General features: G+C 69.9%; 18 protein-coding genes and 2 pseudogenes. 4 read left to right on the forward strand and 16 right to left on the reverse strand.

The features are described from left to right. Positions 1-2931: DNA polymerase III subunit alpha (dnaE, locus tag EWH70_RS35145; protein WP_130479927.1), on the forward strand; the 2931-nt coding region annotated here is incomplete at its 5' end. A 1-nt stretch (position 2932) separates the two neighbouring features. Here the strand turns inward: dnaE and EWH70_RS35150 are convergent. From EWH70_RS35150 to EWH70_RS35170, 5 genes and pseudogenes are all read right to left on the reverse strand, one after another. Next, on the reverse strand, positions 2933-3316 hold the full coding sequence (locus EWH70_RS35150) for a VOC family protein (RefSeq protein WP_130479928.1): 384 nt from the start codon (positions 3314-3316) through the stop codon (positions 2933-2935). Positions 3317-3386: 70 nt separating this feature from the next. Further along, positions 3387-3886 (reverse strand): annotated as a pseudogene (locus EWH70_RS35155) (SRPBCC family protein). Beyond that, positions 3883-4209, reverse strand: a complete 327-nt coding sequence (locus tag EWH70_RS35160; RefSeq protein ID WP_130479929.1) for an ArsR/SmtB family transcription factor — start codon at positions 4207-4209, stop codon at positions 3883-3885. The pseudogene EWH70_RS35155 and the gene EWH70_RS35160 overlap by 4 nt, the downstream one beginning before the upstream one ends. A gap of 1086 nt (positions 4210-5295) precedes the next feature. Next, positions 5296-5838: a dihydrofolate reductase family protein gene (locus tag EWH70_RS35165; RefSeq protein ID WP_130479930.1), complete on the reverse strand. Its 543-nt coding sequence runs from the start codon at positions 5836-5838 to the stop codon at positions 5296-5298. 60 nt (positions 5839-5898) lie between these two features. Continuing rightward, positions 5899-6870, reverse strand: a complete 972-nt coding sequence (locus EWH70_RS35170; protein ID WP_130479931.1) for a sigma-70 family RNA polymerase sigma factor — start codon at positions 6868-6870, stop codon at positions 5899-5901. 50 nt (positions 6871-6920) lie between these two features. Here EWH70_RS35170 and EWH70_RS35175 point away from each other — a divergent pair, with 50 nt between their 5' ends. Then, positions 6921-8372: an MFS transporter gene (locus EWH70_RS35175; protein ID WP_205669400.1), complete on the forward strand. Its 1452-nt coding sequence runs from the start codon at positions 6921-6923 to the stop codon at positions 8370-8372. Positions 8373-8756: 384 nt separating this feature from the next. Here EWH70_RS35175 and EWH70_RS35180 read toward each other — a convergent pair whose 3' ends face one another. Then, entirely contained in the window at positions 8757-9452 is a 696-nt protein-coding gene (locus tag EWH70_RS35180) for an SIR2 family NAD-dependent protein deacylase (RefSeq protein ID WP_130479941.1), read from the reverse strand. A gap of 57 nt (positions 9453-9509) precedes the next feature. Then, positions 9510-10382 carry a patatin-like phospholipase family protein gene (locus EWH70_RS35185; RefSeq protein WP_130479932.1) on the reverse strand — a complete coding sequence of 291 codons (873 nt, stop codon included), beginning with the start codon at positions 10380-10382 and terminating at the stop codon, positions 9510-9512. A 79-nt stretch (positions 10383-10461) separates the two neighbouring features. On the opposite strand from EWH70_RS35185, the gene EWH70_RS35190 reads away from it, so the two are divergent. After that, a complete protein-coding gene (locus EWH70_RS35190; RefSeq protein ID WP_240687400.1) occupies positions 10462-12144 on the forward strand; it encodes a family 43 glycosylhydrolase in 1683 nt (560 codons plus the stop codon). A gap of 132 nt (positions 12145-12276) precedes the next feature. On the opposite strand, the gene EWH70_RS35195 is transcribed toward EWH70_RS35190, so the two are convergent. The 6 genes from EWH70_RS35195 to EWH70_RS35750 form a co-directional block, all read right to left on the reverse strand. After that, complete coding sequence (locus tag EWH70_RS35195) at positions 12277-13011, reverse strand: ESX secretion-associated protein EspG (RefSeq protein WP_130479933.1); 735 nt, start codon at positions 13009-13011, stop codon at positions 12277-12279. Positions 13012-13021: 10 nt separating this feature from the next. Then, positions 13022-14137 (reverse strand): hypothetical protein, encoded by a 1116-nt coding sequence (locus EWH70_RS35745; RefSeq protein ID WP_165436554.1) that lies wholly within the window; start codon positions 14135-14137, stop codon positions 13022-13024. Between the two features lies 1 nt (position 14138). Beyond that, the gene (locus EWH70_RS35205) at positions 14139-14732 is read right to left on the reverse strand and encodes a DUF3558 domain-containing protein (RefSeq protein WP_130479934.1); all 594 of its coding nucleotides are present in this window, start codon (positions 14730-14732) and stop codon (positions 14139-14141) included. An 11-nt stretch (positions 14733-14743) separates the two neighbouring features. Next, on the reverse strand, positions 14744-15142 hold the full coding sequence (locus EWH70_RS35210) for a hypothetical protein (protein ID WP_130479935.1): 399 nt from the start codon (positions 15140-15142) through the stop codon (positions 14744-14746). 197 nt (positions 15143-15339) lie between these two features. Next, the gene (locus tag EWH70_RS35215) at positions 15340-15651 is read right to left on the reverse strand and encodes a hypothetical protein (protein ID WP_130479936.1); all 312 of its coding nucleotides are present in this window, start codon (positions 15649-15651) and stop codon (positions 15340-15342) included. Then, positions 15648-15818 carry a hypothetical protein gene (locus EWH70_RS35750; protein ID WP_165436555.1) on the reverse strand — a complete coding sequence of 57 codons (171 nt, stop codon included), beginning with the start codon at positions 15816-15818 and terminating at the stop codon, positions 15648-15650. The genes EWH70_RS35215 and EWH70_RS35750 overlap by 4 nt, the downstream gene beginning before the upstream one ends. Before the next feature lie 264 nt (positions 15819-16082). Here EWH70_RS35750 and EWH70_RS35220 point away from each other — a divergent pair, with 264 nt between their 5' ends. Beyond that, on the forward strand, positions 16083-18014 hold the full coding sequence (locus tag EWH70_RS35220) for an acyl-CoA dehydrogenase family protein (RefSeq protein WP_130479937.1): 1932 nt from the start codon (positions 16083-16085) through the stop codon (positions 18012-18014). Here the strand turns inward: EWH70_RS35220 and EWH70_RS35225 are convergent. The 3 genes and pseudogenes from EWH70_RS35225 to EWH70_RS36440 form a co-directional block, all read right to left on the reverse strand. Beyond that, positions 17993-20530, reverse strand: coding sequence for an AfsR/SARP family transcriptional regulator (locus EWH70_RS35225; protein ID WP_130479938.1), 2538 nt, complete (start codon positions 20528-20530; stop codon positions 17993-17995). The two genes, EWH70_RS35220 and EWH70_RS35225, sit on opposite strands and share 22 nt — an antisense overlap. A gap of 259 nt (positions 20531-20789) precedes the next feature. Further along, a complete protein-coding gene (locus EWH70_RS35230) occupies positions 20790-21554 on the reverse strand; it encodes a DedA family protein (RefSeq protein WP_130479939.1) in 765 nt (254 codons plus the stop codon). Between the two features lie 150 nt (positions 21555-21704). Further along, positions 21705-21824: pseudogene (locus EWH70_RS36440) on the reverse strand (lipoyl synthase); the annotation flags it as partial.

Genomic DNA, 21824 nt, shown 5'->3' on the forward strand with positions numbered 1-21824 from the left:
CGGAAGCTGGGGCTTCCGCCGTTGGCGACGAATGATTCGCATTATGTGACGAAGGATCAGGCTGCGTCGCATTCGGCGTTGTTGTGTGTGCAGTCGGGTAAGACGCTGAATGATCCGAATCGGTTCAAGTTCGATGGTGACGGGTATTATCTGAAGTCTGCCGCGGAGATGCGGGAGTACTGGGATGTCGAGGTGCCGGGCGCGGCGGACTCGACGTTGCTGATCGCCGAGCGGGTGGAGTCCTACGAGGAGGTCTACGCGCACCGGGACCGGATGCCGGTCTTCGAGGTGCCGGACGGCTACGACCAGGGCACCTGGCTGCGTGCCGAGGTCGAGAAGGGCATGCGCTGGCGGTTCCCGAACGGCGCCCCGGAGGGCTACGCCGAGCGGATCGAGACCGAGCTCGAGGTCATCATCGGCAAGGGCTTCCCCGCCTACTTCCTGGTCGTCGCCGACCTCATCAACTACGCCCGCAGCGTCGGCATCCGGGTGGGCCCCGGCCGTGGGTCGGCGGCGGGCTCGCTGGTCGCCTACGCCCTCGGTATCACCAACCTCGACCCGATCCCGCAGAAGCTGCTGTTCGAGCGGTTCCTCAACCCCGAGCGCGTCTCGATGCCCGATATCGACATCGACTTCGACGACCGCAGGCGCGGCGAGATGATCCGCTACGCCACCGACAAGTACGGCGCAGACAAGGTCGCCCAGGTCATCACCTTCGGCACCATTAAGACCAAGGCCGCGATCAAGGACTCCGCGCGCGTCCACTTCGGACAGCCCGGCTACGCCATCGCGGACAAGATCTCCAAGGCGCTGCCCCCGCCGATCATGGCGAAGGACATCCCGCTGTCCGGGATCGTCGACCCGTCCCACGAGCGCTACGGCGAGGCCGCCGAGGTGCGCAGCCTGGTGGAGACCGACGAGGAGGTCTCCACCATCTTCACCACCGCCCGCGGGCTGGAGGGGCTGATCCGTAACGCGGGTGTGCACGCGTGTGCGGTGATCATGTCCTCGCAGCCGCTGATGGAGTCCATCCCGCTGTGGCAGCGTGACGACGGCTCGATCATCACCGGCTGGGACTACCCCTCCTGCGAGGCCATCGGCCTGCTGAAGATGGACTTCCTCGGCCTGCGCAACCTCACCGTCATCGGCGACGCCATCGACAACATCAAGGCCAACCGCGGCGAGGACATCGACCTCGACACCCTCGAGATCGACGACCCCGAGACGTACAAGCTGCTTTCCCGTGGCGACACGCTGGGAGTGTTCCAGCTGGACGGCGGTCCCATGCGGGACCTGCTGCGTCGCATGCAGCCCACCCGGTTCGACGACATCGTGGCCGTGGGCGCGCTGTACCGCCCCGGCCCGATGGGCATGAACGCGCACAACGACTACGCCGACCGCAAGAACGGGCGGCAGAAGGTCAAGCCGATCCACCCCGAGCTCGAGGAGCCCCTGAAGGAGATCCTGGCCGACACCTACGGCCTGATCGTCTACCAGGAGCAGATCATGCACATCGGCCAGAAAGTGGCCGGTTACTCCATGGGGCGCGCCGACGTGCTGCGCCGGGCGATGGGCAAGAAGAAGCAGGAGGTCCTCGAGAAGGAGTTCGAGGGCTTCCACGCGGGTATGAAGGCCAACGGGTTCTCCGACGAGGCCATCAAGGCCCTGTGGGACACGATCCTCCCGTTCGCCGGGTACGCGTTCAACAAGTCGCACGCCGCCGCGTACGGCCTGATCTCGTACTGGACCGCCTACCTCAAGGCCAACTACCCGGCCGAGTACATGGCCGCGCTGCTCACCTCGGTGGGTGACAACAAGGACAAGTCGGCCATCTACCTGTCCGAGTGCCGCCGCCTGGGCATCAAGGTGCTGCCGCCGGACGTCAACGAGTCCGCCCAGCGCTTCGCCGCGGTCGGCGACGCCATCCGGTTCGGCATGGGTGCGGTCCGCAACGTCGGCGCCAACGTCGTCGAGTCGATCATCAAGACCCGCGAGGAGAAGGGCAAGTACTCCTCGTTCACCGACTTCCTGGACAAGTCGGAGCTGGTCGCCTGCAACAAGCGGGTGCTGGAGTCCCTGATCAAGGCCGGCGGGTTCGACTCGATGGGCAACACCAGGCTGTCGATGGTGCAGGCGCACGAGGAGGCTGTCGAGGCCGTCGTGCCGCTCAAGCGGCAGGAAGCCATGGGGCAGTTCGACCTGTTCGGCTCGTTCGGCGACGAGGGAGCCGACGACGCCGCGCCCAGCACGGCGTCCTCCCCGCTGGCACACCTGAAGTTCACCGACGAGGAGTACCCGCGCAAGCAGCTGCTCGCCTACGAACGGGAGATGCTCGGCCTGTACGTCTCGGCGCACCCGCTCGACGGCGCCGAGCGCATCCTGCGCAAGCACGCGAAGAAGCCGATCGCCGCGATCCTGGCCGACCCGCCCAAGGAGGGCGAGGTCATCATCGCCGGGCTGATCACGTCGCTGGAGCGGCGGGTCAACAAGAAGGGCGAGCCCTGGGCGATCTGCACGGTCGAGGACATGGACGCGGCACTGGAGGTGCTGTTCTTCCCCAAGTCCTACGCGATGTTCTCGGCCGACCTGATCGAGGACAACGCCGTGCTGGTCAAGGGAAGGGTGAACTGGCGCGAGGACAAGATGTCGATCTTCGGTGGTGGCCTGGTGCCGCTGGACCTCTCCGAGGCCGCGCTCGGCGACGAGGAGCCGCCGCTGGTGCTGCTCGCGGCCGCCGAGAAGATCGACCAGTCCGTGGTCAGCGAGCTGCGGTCGACGCTGCAGGCGCACCGCGGGGACACCGAGGTGCGCCTGAAGCTGATGAGCAGGCAGGGCCCGCGGATGTTCGCGCTCGACGACTACCCGGTCAAGGTCAGCTCGATGCTGATGGGCGAGCTGAAGAGCATCCCGGGCATCACAGCCGGTACCTGAGTCAGCGCCACGGCATGTGCTGCAGGCACCAGGTGTTGCCGTCGGGGTCGGCGAAGTGGGCGTAGAACACGCCGCCCGCGTCCTCGACCTCGCCGACCTCGACGCCGCGGCCGATCAGTTCGGCGCGGGCGGCTTCGATGTCGGCGACCACCAGGTGCAGGCCGCGCAGTGTCCCCGCGGGCATGTCGAGGGTGGGAAGGCCCTCGGCGAGGACGATCGAGCACGCCGAGCCGGGCGGGGTGAACTGGACGATGCGCACCCCGTCCTGCGGGGAGACGTCGACGTCGAGGCGGAACCCGAGCCGGTCGCGGTAGAAGGCCTTGGCTCGTTCGATGTCGGTGACCGGCACCGGAACCAGTTCCAGCAGCAGCGTGCCCGGCGGCACGGGTGGGTTGCCGGGATCGTTGGTGACCTGCGCGGGGTCCGCCGGGACCTCGGTGGTGGGGTGTGGTCGGTCATGGCTGCTGCCTTTCCGGTGTGAGGGTGGTCAGGACGGCCGCGAGCCGGTCGTAGCTCTCGCCCGCGCCGCGTTCCATGGGGCTGCGCACGACCGCGTCCCGGATGGCGGGCGAGGAATAGCGTGCGGTGACGGTCATGACGGTGTGCCCGCCGGTCTCCTCCAGGACGGTAGTGACCAGGGCCTCGCCCTCGGCCCAGTCGCGGTGGATCTCGGTCTGCACGAGGCGGGTCGGTGCTCGACCTCGTGGAACCAGCCGTGGATCACCATCTCGGTGCCGTCCGGGCCGGTGGAGACGAACTTCCAGGCGCCGCCGGGGCGCAGGTCGACCTCGCAGGTGGTGAGGTGCCAGCCGCGGGCGCCGTGCCAGCGGCGGAGCAGGCCGGGCTCGGTGAGCGCGGCGAAGACCAGCGACGCCGGCGCGGCGAAGGCGCGGGTGAGGACGAGGTCGGTGGACCCGGACGCGGTGACCCGCAGCCCGGTGTGCGGGAAGGTCACGGCCGGCCGTCCCGCAGGTCGTCCAGCAGGGCGTCCAGCCGCTGGTAGCTGGTTTCCCAGTAGTCGCGGTAGTCGGCCAGCCAGTCGGTCGCCTCCCGCAGCGGCTCGGCCACCAGCCGGCACGGCCTGCGTTGTGCGTCGCGTCCCCGGCTGACCAGCCCCGCCCGTTCGAGCACCCGCAGGTGCTTGGAGACCGCGGGCTGGCTCATCGCGAACGGGGCGGCCAGTTCGGTGACCGTGGCCTCGCCGTCCGCCAGCCGGGCCAGGATGGCCCGACGGGTGGGGTCGGCGAGTGCCGCGAACGTCGTGTCGAGCGAAGGCATCTAGATAACCCTTCAGTTCTATAACTGACAGGTTTTATAGATGCTCCGCCGTCGGCCTGTCAACCTCGTGGTGCGAGGCACAGTTGGCTGCCTGGTGGGCTGGGCTGGAAGGCAGACGTCACGAGGTGTTGCGTGCTCGGCAGCCTCGGTGGTCACAGCGGACTCAGCACGCCCGGTAGCCCCACCGGCCACCACGAACGAGACCACATCGGGCCAACGTCACCGCTACGAACGGCACTTTGGTTGCGCAACACGCAACCAAGGTGCCCTTGGTAGCACCGCCGGACGCCCGACCGCGGCAAAGTCCGGGTGGGGGTGGTGGTCTCGCTGGCCGGTGCGGACGTGGGCCCTGCTGCGGCAGGGGGCGCGTTCCTGCCCGGGACGCCACCCACTCCGTGCTCACCGGTCACATCAGCACCGAGCACCACACCCACCCCGCAGTCACCACGAACGAGACCCCGCGCGTCAGGCACAGGCACGTGAAGGCCACCATCACCACGTCAGGCGTAATGAAGGTGGCCTTCACGTGCTTTACCCGGGCCGATGTCTCGCCATCTGGAACCGGTGTGCCGGACAGTGGGACCAGGCGGGCCGGAACGGAGCACTCACGGGTCGGGAACGGTCGACTCGCGCGTGAGAACGTACGACTCGCGCGAGTGGAGTATTCACGCGGGCGACCGGCACCACGTGAGAACCCGGTCCACATCGTGAGTTCTGCGTTCCGGCCCGCGAGTTCTGCGTTCAGGGCCACCCACCTGGCCCTGCCGCATCCCGGACTTTGCCGGGGGCCTGCGGCATGCCAGGTGCGGGTGGCCTGTCTCGTTCGTGGTGGCCGGTGGGGCTGCCGTGTCCGTTGTGTCTGCTGTGCTCACTGACGTGGCGACACCCGGGCCTGAAACACATGAAGGCCACCTTCATCCCGTCAGACGACAGAAACTCGGCCATCACACGAACCCAGGCGCCCCACGTGCCCCAGCAGTCACCGGGCACCAGTGGTCACCACGAACGAGACCCCACACCCGCAGCCGCGCGGTCACCGGACTCTGGCGTCTCATGCCGTGAGGGCCCCTTCACGGCATGCCGCACTCACCCGACGCGCAGCCGGAGGGTTGTCGCCCGCGGGGCCTCGGCCAGGTCGAGGCGTTCTAGCTTGACGTTGGTCCCGCCGGGGTGATCGAAGAGACGGACGCCGTCGCCGAGCAGCACGGGCGCGATGGACACGAAGATCTCGTCGAGCAGCCCGGCCGCCAGGCACTGGCGGGCGACGTCGGCGCCGATGATGTTGACGTACTTCCCGCCCGCGGCGGCCTTGGCGGCGGTGACGGCGCTGTCGAGGTCGCCGACGAAGGTGACGGCCGGGTCCGGGGTCTCCGGAACATGGTGGGTGAGCACGAACTGCGGGCCTTCCCAGCCACCGCCGAACGCCTTGCCCTCCCGGTGCGGGTCGCCCCGGTGCGGGTCGTCGCCGCCGTAGCTGCGCTTGCCGCAGAGGATGGCGCCGATCTCGCCGATCAGGCGGTCGACGGCCGGGTTGGGCCCGATGTGCTCGGTGAGCCAGGACATGTCACCTCCCGGCCCGGCGATGAACCCGTCCAGCGACATGGTCGCGGAGTACAGCAGCTTGGCCATGATCTACCTCCCGGCACGGTCCGGTTCCGACCGTGTTGAGACGCCGCGGCGGGCGCCGGTTCAGCTCTGTGCTGGTGAGAGGCTTGCCGGGAGATCGAACGCCGGGAACAGGCCGGGGTCGTGGAAGGAGTCGATCTCCACGATGCGGCCGCCGGAGATCCGCAGCAGGGAGATGGCGAACTGCCCAAATCCGGTGTCGCCTGCCCGCCGCACGTAGGTGGCGACCGCGGGCTGCCGGTTGGCCTGGACCGGCACCATCCGGAACCTGCCGACGTAGTCGCCGGAGCCGGTGTCCCAGCTCGTCGCCAGTGCCGAGAGCACCGCGTCGCGGCCCAGCAGCCACATGGGCCAGGGCGGCATGGCCGTGCGGATGTCCTCGGCCAGCAGGTCGGCCAGTGCGGTCAGGTCGGCCCGTTCCATCGCGTCCATGTACCGGCGCAGCAGCGCGCGTTCCGCGTCGGTGGGACCGGTGGCCGACGCCCAGTCGAGGCGACGTTCGGGAAGGTGCTCGCGCAGCGTCGTCCTCGCCCGCCGCAGCGAGCTGTTCACCGACGCCGCCGTCGTCCCCAGCAGTGACGCGGTCTGCCTGGCCGGCCAGCCGAGCACGTCGGCCAGGATCAGGATCGCCCGCTGCCGGGCGGGCAGGTGCTGCAACGCGGCCAGGAACGCCAGCTCGATCGTCTCCCTGGACACGACGGCGGAGTCCGGCTCGGCGTCCGGATACGGCTGTAACCATGGGATGTCGGTCCGGGGCGGCAGTGCCTCGGCCGCGGGCCCGGTCAGGTCATACGGCAGGACCCGGCGTGACCGGTTGTCCAGCGCGTCGAGGCAGGCGTTGGTGGCGATCCGGTACAGCCAGGCGCGCGGCGACGACCGGCCCTGGAAGCCGTCGAGACCGCGCCAGGCCCGCAGGAACGTCTCCTGCACCAGATCGTCGGCCTCGTCGAGCGAGCCCAGCATCCGGTAGCAGTGCACCCTCAGCTCGGCCCGGTGCTGTTCGAAGAGCGTCGTGAACGCGGCCTCGTCCGCCACGCGCGCAGCCTAGCCGGGCGCCCGGTCAAGATCCGCGCGACGATGGACGGGTGAGTGACCCGGAACCCGATCCTCGCCGGTGGAAAGCGCTGGCCGTCACGCTGGCGGCCGGATTCATGAGCCTGCTCGACGTCAGCATCGTCAACGTGGCGCTGCCGTCGATCCAGCGCGACATCGGCGCGTCCGTCGGCGGCATCCAGTGGGTGGTCTCCGGTTACGCGCTCACGTTCGGGCTGGTGCTGGTCGCCGGTGGCAGGCTGGGTGACGCGCTGGGCAGGCGGCGGATGTTCCTGATCGCGCTCACCGGTTTCGTCGTGACCAGTGCGCTGGCCGGCGCGGCGCCCAACGAGACCCTGCTGGTGGTCGCGCGGCTGCTGCAGGGTGCGGCTGGCGGGCTGCTCACCCCGCAGAACTCCGGCCTGATCCAGGAGTTGTTCCGCGGGCCGGAGCGCGGCAAGGCGTTCGGCATGTTCGGTGCCACCGTCGGGATCTCCACCGCGGTCGGCCCGGTACTCGGCGGCGTCATCCTGGCGACGTTCGGGGAACCGGATGGCTGGCGCTGGGTGTTCCTGGTCAACATCCCGATCGGGGTGGTCGCGCTCGTGCTGGCGGCGCGCCTGCTGCCACGCCGGCCGCGGCGTCGCGGCGTGGCGTCGGAGATCGACGTCGTCGGCGCGCTGCTGCTGGGCGTCGCGGTGCTGGGTGTGCTGCTGCCGCTGGTCGAGTCCGAGCAGGGCGGGCTTGCCCGGCTGTGGTGGATGTTCGGGGTCGCCGTGGTGGTCGGCTACCTGTTCGTGCGATGGGAACGACGGGTCGTCGCGCGGGGCCGCGCGCCGCTGCTCGACGTCCGGCTGTTCACCGGCACCCCAGGCTTCTCCGCCGGTGCGGCCATCGGCGCGGTGTACTTCTGCGGATTCACCGGCATGTGGCTGGTGTTCGCCGTGTTCTTCCAGAGCGGGCTCGGTTACACGCCGCTGGAGTCCGGTCTGGCCGTGACGCCGTTCGCGATCGGATCGGCGGTGGCCTCTGCCGTGGCGGGCCGGTTCGTCGCCAGGTGGGGCAGGCGGATCACGGTCACCGGGCTCTCGCTCGTGGTCGTCGGCCTGCTGTGCGTCGCGCTGGTGGTGCAACTGGTCCCGTCCGGGTACGTCGGGCTCGGCGTGGCACTGCCGCTGCTGGTCGGTGGGCTCGGCGCGGGCATGGTGATCTCGCCGAACACCACGCTGACGCTGGAGTGCGTTCCCACCCGGATGGCCGGCGTCGCGGGCGGTGTCCTGCAGACGGGCCAGCGGGTCGGCACCGCGATCGGCACGGCCGTACTCGCGTCCGTGTTCCACGCCGTGGTCACGGCGTCGGAGAGGTTCCCGGTGGGGCTGTCGGTGTCGATGCTCGCCGCGGCGGGGATGATCGGTGTCGCGTTACTGCTGGCCGTCACCGAGCTCGTGCGGCGCGGCCGGCGTAGCCGACAGGGCAGTCCGCCGGTCGACGTGGTGGTGGAGTAGCGAGCCAAACGCAGCGGTAACAACACATGGCGTAGTAGTCGTTAGTCTATCCGGGTGACGCTGGTCATCCGGTGGTAGCGCTACGCAGAGCAACTATGAAAACCTATCCATACCTTCGTAGAGGGGGAAACGACTACCTAGAGTGGCAATCCGAGGAAAAGATCAGGGGATGGATCTCCCCTCGGGTTGAGCCTTGATGTCCGAAATGTACTCGGGCCGGATACTCAGGGTGATCTCTCGGTCGAAGGTTGCCGGCGGCCGCGGGGGATCGATCGGTGACACGCGAGGGCGCAGCCACAGCGGCTGGGTAGGAGCGTCGAAGGTGCTGACCGAGGTGGGCCTGGCGGAAGGGGAGGGCCAGACCCACCTCGGTATCTTCTGCCCTCACTCCGTTCGGATCAGGGCCGGCAGGACGTCGCTCAGCGGATCGCGCAGGACCACCTCGGCCACGTCGTCGTAGGGGGTCGGCGAGGCGTTGCAGATGATCACCGCCGCTCCGTGGGCGGCGGCCCGGCCAACCAGACCCGCCGCGGGCTGCACGGTCAGCGAGCTGCCGGCCACCAGCATCAGATCGCACGACTCGGCCGCTGCCCTGGCCCGCGCCAGCACCTCCGGATCCAGTGCCTGGCCGAACGAGATCGTCGCCGACTTCAGGATTCCCCCGCACACCAGGCAGTCCGGGTCGGCTTCGCCGCCGTCGACCCGGTCCAGCGCCTCCCGCATGTCCCTGCGGTCACCACAGGACAGGCACACGCTCTCGGCCAGCGTTCCGTGCAGTTCCACCACCCGGTCCGGATCGGCGCCCGCCTTCTGGTGCAGCCCGTCGATGTTCTGGGTGACGGTGGTCCGCAGCCGGCCGGCCCGCTCCAGCCGAACCAGCGCGTGGTGCCCGGCGTTGGGCCGGGCCTGCCAGCTCGGGTGGGTCAGGCGGGTCTGCCAGACCCGCTCGCGGAGCTGCCCGCTGTCCACGTAGGACTGCAGGCTGGACATCCGCTCGGCCTTCGGGTCACGGGTCCACACACCGTTCGGCCCGCGGAAGTCGGGGATGCCGGAGTCGGTGGAGATCCCCGCACCCGTCATCGCCACCACGTGGCTGGCGCCGCTGACCAGCGCGCGTGCGCGCTCGACGTCCACCGCTCAGCCCGCGGGTGCGGTGACCAGTCCAGGCGCGCCGTACAGGCCCGGTCCGTCGACCGTGAGGCCGTCCAGGAACGCCGCCGCGCTGCGGTAGGCCTGCTCGGTGAGTTCGGCGGTGTGCCGGAAGTCCAGCGGGCTCAGCCGGACCGGGGCCGGGCCCGGCAGGTACACCACCGGTACCTCGGCCGCGGTGGCCGGAGCCTCCAGCACCGCCTGGTTACGCATGCTGATCATGGCGGTGAACATCATCACCTCCGCGAAGGTCGCCGGCTGTCCCGGCATCTTGCCCGGGAACGCGCAGTCCAGCACCACCAGCGACCGGGCGCCCATCGCCACGGCCTGGCGCATCGGCACGTTGGCCACCAGCCCGCCGTCGTAGAGCAGCCGGTCCTCGTGCCGCACCGGCGGGTAGATGCCCGGGATCGCGCAGCTGGCCAGCAATGCCGGCCGCAGCTCACCGGAGCGGATCAGCAGTGGCTCGGCGGTGTCGACGTCGGTGGTCACCACGCCCAGTGGCAGGGCGAGGTCGTCGAACGTCGCGCCGGGCCCCAGCACGTCGTCGACGATCGCGGCCAGGCCGGAGTTGGGGAACAGGTGCGTCTTGCTGTGCCGCAGGGTGCGGACCTGGCTGAACACACCGCCGGGAAACGCCTCGTGCCGGGTCATCTGCGCCCAGACCCTGCCGAGCCGCTCGGTCACGTCGCCCGGCATCGCCAGCACAGCGCCGTTGAGCGAGCCGACCGACGTGCCGGCCACCAGGTCCGGCGTCACGCCGGCCTCGGTCAGTGCCCGGAGCATGCCCACCTGCATCGAGCCGAGGCTCCCGCCGCCACCCAGTACGAAGCCCACAGGCCGGGGTAGATCCAGTGCCATCCGTTGTGCTCCTCGGGGAGTTCGTGTCGCCCTGATGGTCCCTTGACGGGCCCGGGAAGGCCACACGACAGTGAGCAGGGTGACCGGGGTTGTTCCGCGGCGGTGCCGCCGCACGCTGACCGTCCTGCTCTCCCTCGTGCTGCTGGCGGCACTCGGCCCCGGGGTGGCGAACGCGCAGCGCCGGCCGGCCAGCGACGCCACCTTCTACAACGACGCGCGCACCCCGGGCGCGGACCCGTTCGTCCGCTACGACGAGCGGTCCGGCTTCTACTACGCCTACTCCACCGAGGGCGCCGATCCCGGCTACCACTTCGCCATCTACCGCTCACCGGACCTCGCCGTCTGGGAGAAGGTTCCGGGTGGCGCGCTGCGCGACGACGGCACCCAGTGGGCACACGACTGGTTCTGGGCACCGGAGGTCTACTTCAACGAGCGCACCGGCGTCTACTTCTTCTTCTACTCGGGCCGGATGAACCGCAACGTCGCCGAGCACTTCAAGTACGCGAACTTCGAGGAGCCGTCGAAGATCGGCGTCGCGGTGTCCAGGTCGCCGGAGGGGCCGTTCCGCAACATCACGACCGCGCCGATCGACTACTACCCGTACGACCCGGACTACCACGACGTCAACCTGATCATGGACAGCACGCAGCGCAAGCCGCCCGCGACGCTGGAGGAGGGCAGGACCGCGCCGCTGGGCACGTACATCCCCTACATTGACCCGAACGTGTTCTTCGACGACGACGGCCGGATCTACCTGTACTTCTCCCGCAACGCCTACCGCAACTGGGTGTGGGACACCGACCTCGGAAAGTACATCGAAGAGTCGAACATCTACCTGGTCGAGTTGACCCGGGAATGGTGGGACGACCCGGAGGGTCGCACCATGCCCGCCATTCACCCGCGGTACCGGGATGCCAACCGGGCCCCGGCGGACCCGCCGGGTGTGCGCAAGGACGGCTTCACGCCGATCCTGAACTACGGGTCGGACAAGCAGAGCTGGGAAAACGCCCACGTCGACGACTACGCCCGCAGCGGCGGTCAGAAGAAGGACCGGCGGTGGGCCGAGGGTTCCACGACCATCAGGACCACCGGCAAGGGCGGAAAGCCGCGGTACTTCCTGACCTACTCGGCGAACAACTACGAGAACGAGCACTACGGTGTCGGCTACGCGACCGCGGACAGCCCGCTCGGCCCGTGGCGCAAGAGCACCGCCAACCCGGTGCTGCGCCAGGATCCCGCGCAGCGGCTGTTCTCCACCGGCCACGGCAGCATCGTCGACACCCCGGCCGGGCAGCGGTACTACGTGCACCACGGCCGACCGTCCACATCGGACAGCAGGCGGATCTACACGTCGCCGCTGTCACTGGATCCACGCCGCGACGCGCTGGACATCCACGAGTCCACAACGGACCAGCCGATCCCGGACGGCGTCGCGCCGCTGCGGTTGACGCCACAGCGGCGGTGGGTGGAGGTGCCCGCAGGCGGGGCCGCGACCGTGCCGGTCGAGGTGACCAGCCGCGCCGGGGCCACCTTCGACCTCACCAACCCGCTCAACCGCCTGCGGGCGGAGGTGTTCCCGAGCTGGGCCGGCACGGCCGAGGTGCGTGGCGGCGAGGTCGTCGTGCGGGCGTCGCATCCCGGGGTCGCCGTGCTGACCATGACCTACCAGCGGCAGCGGGCCGACGGTGGCTATGTCGACGTATCCAACCTGCGGCCGCGGCGTGCCCCGGTGGCGGCCCGAGTGGCCCTGTACCTGCGTTAGCGCGCTCTGACGGTAAAGGGCCCCCGGTGCCTCGAGGGGGAGGGTGGGCACCGGGGGCTGAAGCCGGCCAACAAGGGCCGGCGCGTCATATCGTAGTGGTGGACGCTCGTTCGTGCTCTTTCGGCCTGCCAATCAGCTGTCTTCGAGCTGTCGCCGCAGGTCATCGAGTGTGTCCGCGACGTCGTCGGGGCCTGCGGGCGCCAGGTGGAGGTGTTCGTCGGCGTAGACGGTGCCGACGAGCAGGAGCCAGCGGCCCTCGGCCGTGTCGCTGACCCGTACGGGATGGACGCTGTGGCTGCGCCGGCCCGCGGGATCGCGGCGTTCGACGTGGAATTCGGCCCGCACGCGCGCGGGCAGCCGCAGGATCCGGCGGGCGCGCAGCACGTCGTCGCTGACCGCGACCCGCCCGGGCCTCAGCTCGTCCCGGCGCACCGTCACCGGTTCCTCGTCGGCCGCGCCGACGCCGTCGGGGAGGGCGTCGGTGAGCAGTGGACTGAGCCGCTGCGGGCCGAAACTGCGCAGGAAGACTTCGCCCTCGTCGCGGATGCCCAGCACGCCGAACCACGGGTTGGCCGCGACCAGGACGCCGAGCTGGACGCCGGTGCGAAGGTCGCTCACCCAGCCGTAGCGGGCCTCCGGTGGCGTGCTCAGCAGTTCGGCGACCTCGGCGAACGTGGGCTCGCCGTCGCCGGGATCGCGGTAGCGCGCGATGCGCTCGGTGGCGCGCCAGCCGGCGGCCGCCCGCTCGGTGACGTCACGCCAGCGTGCCGGCGGGGCGAGCGCGACGTGTAGTTCGCCACCGGTCGAGGCGGCGACCATCGCCGCGAGTTCGTCGGCGGCGAACCTTTCCGGTCCGGCGAACCACATGGCCCGGTCACTAGCCGATGACCGGCGGCACGACCGGTAGTCCGGTACGCGGGTCGACGACCTTGTCGTTCACCTTGTCCGGGCGCAGGTGCTCGTCGTCGCGGACGACGTACTTGCGTTCCCGCTCGGAGTCCTCACCGCGGCCCCGCCCCGTCGCGGGCTGGCCGACGAACGGCGTGCCGGGAGTTCCCGTCCGCGCGGCCTGTCTCCCCGGGGTGCCCGGCGTTGCCGGGCCTGCGGTCGGCGCGACACCGGTGACCCTGCCGGGGCTGGGCAGGGCCACCGGCGGGCCGGGAGGGGCAGCGGTCGGTGGCGCCGTGCCGTCCGGTTTCGCGGTCACCGCCGACGTAGCCGGCGCCGGTCCGGCCAGGGAAGGTGTGACCGCCTGGTGTCCGGCCGCGGTGGTGGATTCGCCGCCCGGCGACGGGGTCGACGGTCCGGGGCCGGCGGGCGGGACGCCGGACGGTTGGACGTCCGGGCGGGCCGGTGACGGTGCGTCGGCGACGTCTCGCGGCGAGGCCGGTGGCGCCGGAACCTCCGGGGGCGGAGTGGGGACCGAGGACTCCACGGCGGGAGTTGTCAGGACGCCGGTGCCCGGCGCGGTTCGGGGGTGCAGCACGATCGCGGCCGTACCGTCGATCGGGGCGAACTCCCGCTGTAGTAACGCGATGTTGTCCTCGGTGTGCCTGGTCCAGGTGTCCATGGCCTGCACGTTGGCCAGTTCTGTCGCCCTGGCCACGATCACGCGTGCGGCGTAGGTGGTCCCGGCGGAGCCGCTCTCCACGACATCGACGAGGCTGGGCGGGTGATCCGGCAGCGGGGGCACCGGTCGCACGGTGTTGCGTGCGACGTACCACGCGTCGCGTTGGCAGGCGAGTGAGTCCATGGCCGCATCCAGGGTGGCGACGGCACGGCCATGTGCTTCCGCGAGCGGGGCGGCCCCTCGCCGGGCGGCACCCGCGGCGTCTCCGCGCCAGTGCTCCTCCATCGAGCGAGCCAGGTCCAGGATCTGTTCATGTCTTGCGTGGTAACGGTTTCGGACCTTCTCGAGCTGCAGGCGGATCGCTTCCAGCCCGTCAGGGCCGGGGCCGCCTGCGAAGTTGTGGAAGATCTCGTCTGCTTTCATCTCAGCCTCCCCCGCTGATCGTCTGAATCACGGCCTCCGCGATGTTCTCTGCCGCCTTGCAACTGGGTTTGCCGGGCGGTTCGGTGATCAGCACGCTGAAAAAGAGCTGATCCGTCAGCGCTACGGCGAGTTCGCATTCGCCCTGCTGCCTGTTGTCGATCACGCTGCTGTACAGGGCCGGCTGGCCGCTGATCGTGGTCGGCTCGAAGTACCCCTTCTGCCAGTAGCCGGCGGACTGCAGGTGGTAGAGGTTGGTGAGGCCGTTGGGAACCTGCGGGTAGTACGACACACCCGCCGTGGTCTCTGGTGGCCCGCCGAACCGCCAGATGCACGAAGGGCCCTCGGCCTTGGGATTGACCTGTCCCTGCCTGCTGACCCGGAAGGTCCGTAGCTGCTCGGCGGTGAGGCTCGCGCAGGGGTCGGTCAGATACCGCCCGGCGTCGAGCGGACGTGGCACGTGTGGAGCCGACTGCCTGGTCTCGTCAGTCGGGCCGGGCGGTTCGGCCATCGGCCGTCCGGCTGTCTCGGACTGGGCACAACCTGCCCCGGCTGCGATGGCGACTGCCGTCACCCCGATCCGGAGTACCTGTTTCATGGTCAGCCTCTTCAGCGGTGCAGCGGATCGTCGTCAGGCGTGATGCTTTCGACTGTCTCGCCGGCGTCCTCGTCGCTTGCGCGGTATTCGTTCATGGCTTCCCGAAGGCGTTCGACGTGCACTTGGGCGTAGTTCGTCAGCGCCCGGTTGTGCTCGATCGCGGCCGCCATGAAGTGAGCGACCGCGGTCATGTATCGGACGGCAGGTGGATCGAGCGACGGCGACTGGACTGTGCCGACGTTCGTCTGCAGCGAGATTCGGTCCGATTCGATCTCATTTCGGAGCTCGTCCCACTGGCGAATGGTCGCGGCCAGGGCTTCTGCGTCGAACTCGTAACCCGACCCGGGCGGAATTGGTGGTTCGCCGCCACCTGTTCCGCCTTTTTGCGGCCCGTCAACAACGTTACTCACCGGATCTCCCCGATAGCCGAGAGTGAACGTGTCACGTTACCGAACGAAGCCGCCTTGCGGAACGTGCAAACTTTCTATGTCAACGAACTGACCCGTTTCTGCTCACTGAACGACAGTCTGGATTGAGTAGAACGGAGTAGTCGGGTGAGCCGGTCGGGTGTTTCATCGGAAATCCGGGCGATGATTGATCATGAATTTCACGGGTTCGGCCAGTCGAGTACCGCGTCGACGACGGTGAGAATGGAGCCGCGGATCGACTGGATGGGTGGTGGGCCGCCGTCGTCGAAAGCTGAGCCGTCGGTGTTCGGGTAGCGGCCGCCCATGGCGACCGCGTCCGGCGTCAGGCCGAGTACGAGGATGTCGACACAGTCGTCGTGCTCGCGCATTCCCATGAGGATGGTCGGCTCGTCGGGATCGGGGCGGCCCTCGAAGGAGAATCCGGCGGCGCAGGCCCGCGCGATCGCCGCCCCTTCCGCCACCAGCCTGCTGTTCTCCTGCTCGGTGTTCATGGCAGCTCCAGGAGGGCGATCGCCTCGCGCAGCGCCGCCCGCAGCTGTCCGGTCTGCATCGGTGTGAACCGCAGTGGCCCGTCCACGCTGGGTTCGAGCCCGACGTGGCCGTTCGCGGGGGCGATCCGCACGGTCGCCCGCTTGTCGGCTCCGTCTCTGCACCGCACGATCAAGACCACTCCACCTCTTCGATCCATGTTCCCCACTCCCTCGATGTCACCCAGGTGGCAACTGGACTATGCCACTGTATCGCATGGTGATCGCTTGTAGTCGTCAGGTGCGTACGTAGCGTGTCGCGCTCCGGTTCGGAGTGACCGGCCGGTAACCGTCGCCCGGTCGCAGGGTTTCGCATCGGCTACTGATGGGTAACACTGGTCACATTCCTCACCAGGCCCAGTTCGTCCCAGCCAGCCAGCCATGAGGAGGCGATGATGGCCGAACAACCCAAGGTCACGGAGAAGGAAGCACGAGCGGTGGCCGAGGAGGCCAGGGAGAGCGGCTGGCGGAAGCCGTCGTTCGCCAAGGAACTCTTCCTCGGACGGTTCCAGCTCGATCTGGTCCACCCGTATCCCAGGCCGACCGCCGAGGCGGACGCCAAGGGCGAGAAGTTTCTCACCGCACTACGTACCTACTGCGAGACGCTCGACGGCAGCGTCATCGAGCGCGAGTCCCGGATTCCCGACGAGTACGTCAAGGGCCTGGCCGAGCTGGGCTGCTTCGGCATCAAGATCCCGGAACGCTACGGCGGGCTCGGGCTGACCCAGGTCGCCTACAACCGGGCGCTGATGCTGGCCGGGTCGGTGCATCCGACGATCGGCGCGCTGTTGTCGGCGCACCAGTCGATCGGCGTTCCCGAGCCGCTGAAGCTCGCCGGCACCGAGGAACAGAAGCAGCGGTTCCTTCCCCGGTGCGCCAAGGGCGCGGTCACCGCCTTCCTGCTCACCGAACCGGACGTCGGCTCGGACCCGGCGCGGCTGGCCACCTCCGCAGTCCCGGTCGACGGTGGCGAGGCCTACGAGCTGGACGGCGTGAAACTGTGGACCACCAACGGTGTCGTCGCCGAACTCGTCGTCGTGATGGCCAGGGTGCCGAAGAGCGAGGGTCACCGCGGCGGGGTCACCGCGTTCATCGTCGAGGCCGACAGCCCGGGCATCACCGTCGAGCGGCGCAACGGCTTCATGGGCCTGCGCGGGATCGAGAACGGCGTCACCCGGTTCCACAAGGTCCGCGTTCCCAAGGAGAACGTCGTCGGCCGCGAGGGCGACGGGCTCAAGATCGCGCTGACCACGTTGAACACCGGGCGGCTGTCCATCCCGGCGTTGTGTGCCGGTGCGGGCAAGTGGTGCCTGAAGATCGCCAGGGAATGGTCGGCCGAGCGCGTGCAGTGGGGCAGGCCGGTCGGCGAACACGGCGCCGTAGCGGCGAAGATCTCGTTCATCGCCGCGACCACCTACGCGCTGGAAAGCGTGCTGGACCTGTCCGGCCACATGAGCGACGAGGGCCGCAACGACATCCGCATCGAGGCCGCGCTGGCCAAGCTGTGGGCCAGTGAGGTGTCCTGCCTCATCGCCGACGAGCTGATGCAGATCCGGGGCGGCCGCGGCTACGAGACGGCCGAGTCGCTCGCGGCGCGTGGTGAGCGGGCCGTGCCCGTCGAGCAGATCGTTCGTGACCTGCGGATCAACCGGATCTTCGAGGGTTCCAGCGAGATCATGCGCTTGCTGATCGCGCGGGAGGCGGTCGACGCGCACCTCGCGGCGGCAGGCGACCTCGCCGATCCGGAGGCCAGCGCGTCGAGCAAGGCCAAGGCGGCCGCGAAGGCGAGCGGGTTCTACGCGAAGTGGTTGCCGCAACTGGTGGCTGGCAAGGGCCAGGTGCCGACGTCGTTCGGCGACTTCGGCTCGCTCGCCACGCACCTGCGGTACGTCGAGCGGACTGCACGCAAGCTGGCGCGCTCGACGTTCTACGGCATGGCGCGCTGGCAGGCCGGGCTGGAGAAGCGGCAGGCTTTCCTCGGCCGGATCGTCGACATCGGAGCTGAGCTGTTCGCGATGTCGGCCAGTTGCGTACGGGCACGGATGCAGCGGGACACCGGCGCCGACGGCGAGGCCGCCTGCGAACTGGCCGACGCCTTCTGCAGGCAGGCCCGCCTGCGGGTCGACCGGCTCTTCGACGCGTTGTGGGACAACACCGACGACGTGGACCGGCGCATCGCCGGGCAGACATTGTCCGGCCGGTACAGCTGGCTGGAGGCCGGTGTGCTGGACCAGAGCGAGGGCACCGGTCCATGGATCGCCCACTGGGAACCCGGAAAGTCCACAGAGGACAACGTGGCCCGGCGTTACCTGCCGTCCACCAAGTGATCGGAGAACTCGTTGCGGAGCGCTGCCGCGCGGCGGTCGCAGTTGACCGCGGCGGCCGTGCGGCCCAGTGCTTCCAGTACGGCGCCGAGTCTGGTGTAGACGGTCGCGGCGTGCCAGCGGTCGCCGATGTCCTGGCAGATGGCGAGCGAACGACGATAGTGGCGTAGCGCCTCGCCGTGCGCGCCGGTGTCGCGGTGGACGTCGCCCAGCGTGCGCAGGGCGAACCGCTGGCCGTCGCGGTCGCCTGCCCGCTGGTGGACCTCCAGCGCCTGCCGTAGCCGGTCCGTGGCACTGGCGACATCGCCCAGGTCGCGGTAGGCGTCGCCGAGGTTGTTCAGTGCGAAGCCCTCACCGCGGCTGTCCCCGGCGCGGCGGAACAGTTCGAGTGCCTTGCCGTAGCAGTCGACGGCTTCGGTGACGCGGCCGATGTCGTGGTAGGTGACGCCGAGGTTGTTGAGGTTCCACGCGGCTCCCCGCGGGACGTCCAGCGTCCGGTAGTGCTCGGCCGCGGCGAGGTGGTGCTCGATGGCGGCGGTGTGCTCGTCGCGGTCGCTGTGGGCCACGCCGAGTCCGTTGTGCATGTCGGCCTGCCCGTGCCGGTCGCCTGCGGCGGTGGCGGCCGACAGTCCGATGCGATGGGTGGCGATCCAGTCGTCCCAGTGCTTGGTGAGGTAGCAGTAGGCGCGAAACGACGACGCGAGCCGCCAGGCGAGGTCGTGCCTGCCGCGGTCGGCCGCCGTCCGCACCGCGGCCCGGATGGCTGCCTGCTCGTCGGTGAACCAGTGCAGCGCCTCGGCGCTGCCGGTGAACACCCGCGTGGCAGGTGCCGCCGGGCCTGCCGCGTGCGGGTCCAGTGCCTGCCGCGCGTCGTGTGCGGTGGTCAGCGTCCAGTCCAGCAGCCGGTCCGTGGCGTGGCTGCGGTCGGCGGGGGAGTCCTCGACACGGGTCAGTTCGAGTGCGTAGGCGCGGAGCAGGTCGTGCGTCCGGTATCTGCCGAGGTCCTCCTCGGCCAGGTGGGCGCGGACGAGGACGTCGAGGTGGGCGCGGGTCTCGGCGACGTCGGTGCCGCAGAGGGCGGCCAGTGCCTCGGCTTCGGCGTCGCGGCCGGGATGCAGGCCCCACAGCCGGAACAGGCGGCGGGCCGGGCCGGGTAGCTGTTCGTAGGACCAGGAGAAGACGGCACGCACGGCCGCCTGCGGGTCGCCGCCCGCGTCCAGGACGTCGAGGCTGTCGTGGCCGTCGGCAAGCTGGGCGACGAGATCGGCGACGCTGTCGCGGCCGTGGAGCGACTCCGCGGCGATCCGGAGCGCGAGCGGCAGCCGCGCGCACCGCTCGATCAGGGCGGTGGTGGCCCGAGGGGAGGCGTCGGCGCGGGTGCCGAGAAGCGTGCGCAGCAGCTGCCCGGCCTCGTCGTCCGGGAGCCTGCCGAGGTCGAGCCTGCGGACGGGGCCGGTGAGGTCGGTCAGGGCGTCCCGGCTGGTGATGACGGTGCGGCAGGACGGCGAGGGCAGCAGGTGGCGGACCTGCTCGGCGGTACGGGCGTTGTCGAGGATCAGCAGGAGGCGGCGGTTCCCGGTCAGCTCGGCGAAGCGAGCGGCCCGTTCGGCGAGGCTCTGCGGTACCGACGGTCCGTCGACGCCGAGGGAACGCAGGAAGCCGCCCAGGGCGTCGGCCGGTGTCACCGGTGCTCGCGGGTCGTAGCCGCGCAGGTCCAGGTACAGCTGTCCGTCGGGGAAGTGCTTGCTGACCCGGTGCGCCCAGCGGACGGCGAGGCTGGTCTTGCCGACTCCGGCGGTCCCGACGAGCGCGCAGACGGGCGGTGCGTCGTCGGCGAGGAGGTCGTCCAGGGTGGTCAGCGGGCCGGTGCGGCCGGTGAACCCGCGGACGGCTGGCGGGAGCTGGGCCGGCACAGCCGGTGTGCGGTGCTGGGCGATCCGGAGCAGCTGGTGCAGGCGTTCCCTGCCGGGGTGCTCGCGGGTCAGGGTGGTGAGTTCGGCGGCGACCAGTTCGTGGCGGCCGCGGGCCAGTTCGGCCTGGTAGAGGTCCTCCAGGGCGAGCAGCCGCCGGCCTTCGAGCCGGCGTGCGCAGGCCGTGAGCAGCGGCGCGTCGAGGTCGCCGAACGGCGCGCCACGCCACAGTGCGAGAGCATCCCGCAGCAGTGCCACCCGCCGGTCCGGGTCGCCGGTGCCGGTGGCGTCGCCGACGAGGGTGTCGAACCGCTCGGCGTCCAGTTCGCCGGGGAGCACGGTGAGCCGGTAGGCGCCGTTGGCGAAGGTCAGACGGCCGGGGCTGCCGAGGGCCTGGCGCAGGCGGTGGACGTGAAGCTGGAGCTTCGGTGCCGCCCGGTCGCCTGGTTCGCCGTCCCAGACGGCGTCGGCGAGGAGGTCGACCGGCACCGGTTCGTTGGCTCTGGACAGCAGGACGGCGAGCAGGGTCCGCCGCAGGCGTCCGCCGAGTGGCACCCGTCGGCCGCCGGCTCGTACGTCGAGCTGTCCGAGAACACCGAACTCCAGCATGACCACCCTTCGGACGACCGTCTCTGGATACCACCCCGGGCCGACGATGTCGTGGGTCTCGTACCGGGTGCGGTGGGTGGTCCGGAGCGCGTCAACTCATGGTCCGGAACGTACGACTCGCGCGTGGGAACGTACGACTCGCGCGAACGGAACGTTGGACGTGGTGAAGGTGGCCTTCACGTGCTTGGGGTGGTGGCGGACATGCACGTGCCCCGGGCGTGCGCGGCACGCCCGGGGCACGGGGCTGGAGCTGGGAGCGTCAGTCGGAGCGGGGCCTGTTGTCCTGGCGGGTGTCGGCGCCTACGGACGCCGGGGCGTCGTCGTCGGCGTCGGCCTTGGCGGTGGTGCCGGACTCGCCGGCCTCGGCCTCGCCGGTGGTCTCGGCCGCTGCCGCCGCGGCGGCAGCCTCCTTCTCCTTGGCCTTCTTGCGCTTGATCAGGATGACCACGGCGAAGATCACCACGATGGCGGCCAGCAGGATCCAGCTGCCCTTGCCGACCGCGTCCTCGATCCGCGAGGCGGCCTCACCCGCGGCGGCACCGATCAGGATGTGCAGGGCACACCACGCGGTGGCGGCGACCGCCACCGGTGGGAAGAACTTGCGGAACGGCATGCCGGACGCTCCGGCCGCCGCCGGGACCAGCGTCCGCATCACCGGCAGGAAGATGGCGACCAGCACGGCCCAGGATCCACGCCTGCGGAGGAAGTCGGTCGCCTTGTCCCAGCCGTCCGCACCGTGCTTCTGGACCACCTTGGTCTGCCGCAGCTTCGGGCCGAACTTCTTGCCGATGAAGAAACCGACCGAGTTGCCGCCGACGGCGCAGACCGAGGTGACCAGCCACATCAGCAGGAACTTCGGCGCACTGTCGACGGTGGTGCCGAGGATGAACAGGCCGGTCTCACCGGGGGCGATGAACCCGAGCCCCAGGGTGCACTCGCCGAAGACGAGCAGGCCCGCCCCGGCCGTGACACCCGCGGGCGGCAGAGCGCGCAACCACTCGAGAATGTCGGTCACCAGTGCCACGGGCAGTCCCCTCGTCGTCGTTCGCCGCGCCGGCCTGTCCGGCGATGTCGTCCACGCTACGGCTGACAGTATCGGCTTGGCATCGAACTTGGGTCAGGGGTTTACCCCGACTTAGGTATGAGGCCGGGGCGGCTGCGACTAATACTTTCGTTACCGCGAGAGCAGGCTGCTGGCTTCCTGTGCGGCGGGGCCTTGGGTGGTGAGGTGGGCCAGGTGCTCGGGCAGGGGTTCGCCGCGGTGGGCCTTGGTCTGGGCATACAGCCGTCCGGC

Source organism: Amycolatopsis suaedae (assembly GCF_004214935.1).
Taxonomy (GTDB): Bacteria; Actinomycetota; Actinomycetes; order Mycobacteriales; family Pseudonocardiaceae; genus Amycolatopsis; species Amycolatopsis suaedae.

Excerpts from the sequence above, each read along its gene's own strand:
- EWH70_RS35185 (WP_130479932.1), bottom strand. The coding sequence starts at position 10,382 with ATGGCACTGGATCTACCCCGGCCTGTGGGCTTCGTACTGGGTGGCGGC.
- EWH70_RS35745 (WP_165436554.1), bottom strand. The coding sequence starts at position 14,137 with ATGAAAGCAGACGAGATCTTCCACAACTTCGCAGGCGGCCCCGGCCCT.
- EWH70_RS35225 (WP_130479938.1), bottom strand. The coding sequence starts at position 20,530 with ATGCTGGAGTTCGGTGTTCTCGGACAGCTCGACGTACGAGCCGGCGGC.
- EWH70_RS35165 (WP_130479930.1), bottom strand. The coding sequence starts at position 5,838 with ATGGCCAAGCTGCTGTACTCCGCGACCATGTCGCTGGACGGGTTCATC.
- EWH70_RS35160 (WP_130479929.1), bottom strand. The coding sequence starts at position 4,209 with ATGCCTTCGCTCGACACGACGTTCGCGGCACTCGCCGACCCCACCCGT.
- EWH70_RS35220 (WP_130479937.1), top strand. The coding sequence starts at position 16,083 with ATGGCCGAACAACCCAAGGTCACGGAGAAGGAAGCACGAGCGGTGGCC.
- EWH70_RS35215 (WP_130479936.1), bottom strand. The coding sequence starts at position 15,651 with ATGAACACCGAGCAGGAGAACAGCAGGCTGGTGGCGGAAGGGGCGGCG.
- EWH70_RS35180 (WP_130479941.1), bottom strand. The coding sequence starts at position 9,452 with ATGACGGGTGCGGGGATCTCCACCGACTCCGGCATCCCCGACTTCCGC.
- EWH70_RS35195 (WP_130479933.1), bottom strand. The coding sequence starts at position 13,011 with ATGTGGTTCGCCGGACCGGAAAGGTTCGCCGCCGACGAACTCGCGGCG.
- EWH70_RS35205 (WP_130479934.1), bottom strand. The coding sequence starts at position 14,732 with ATGAAACAGGTACTCCGGATCGGGGTGACGGCAGTCGCCATCGCAGCC.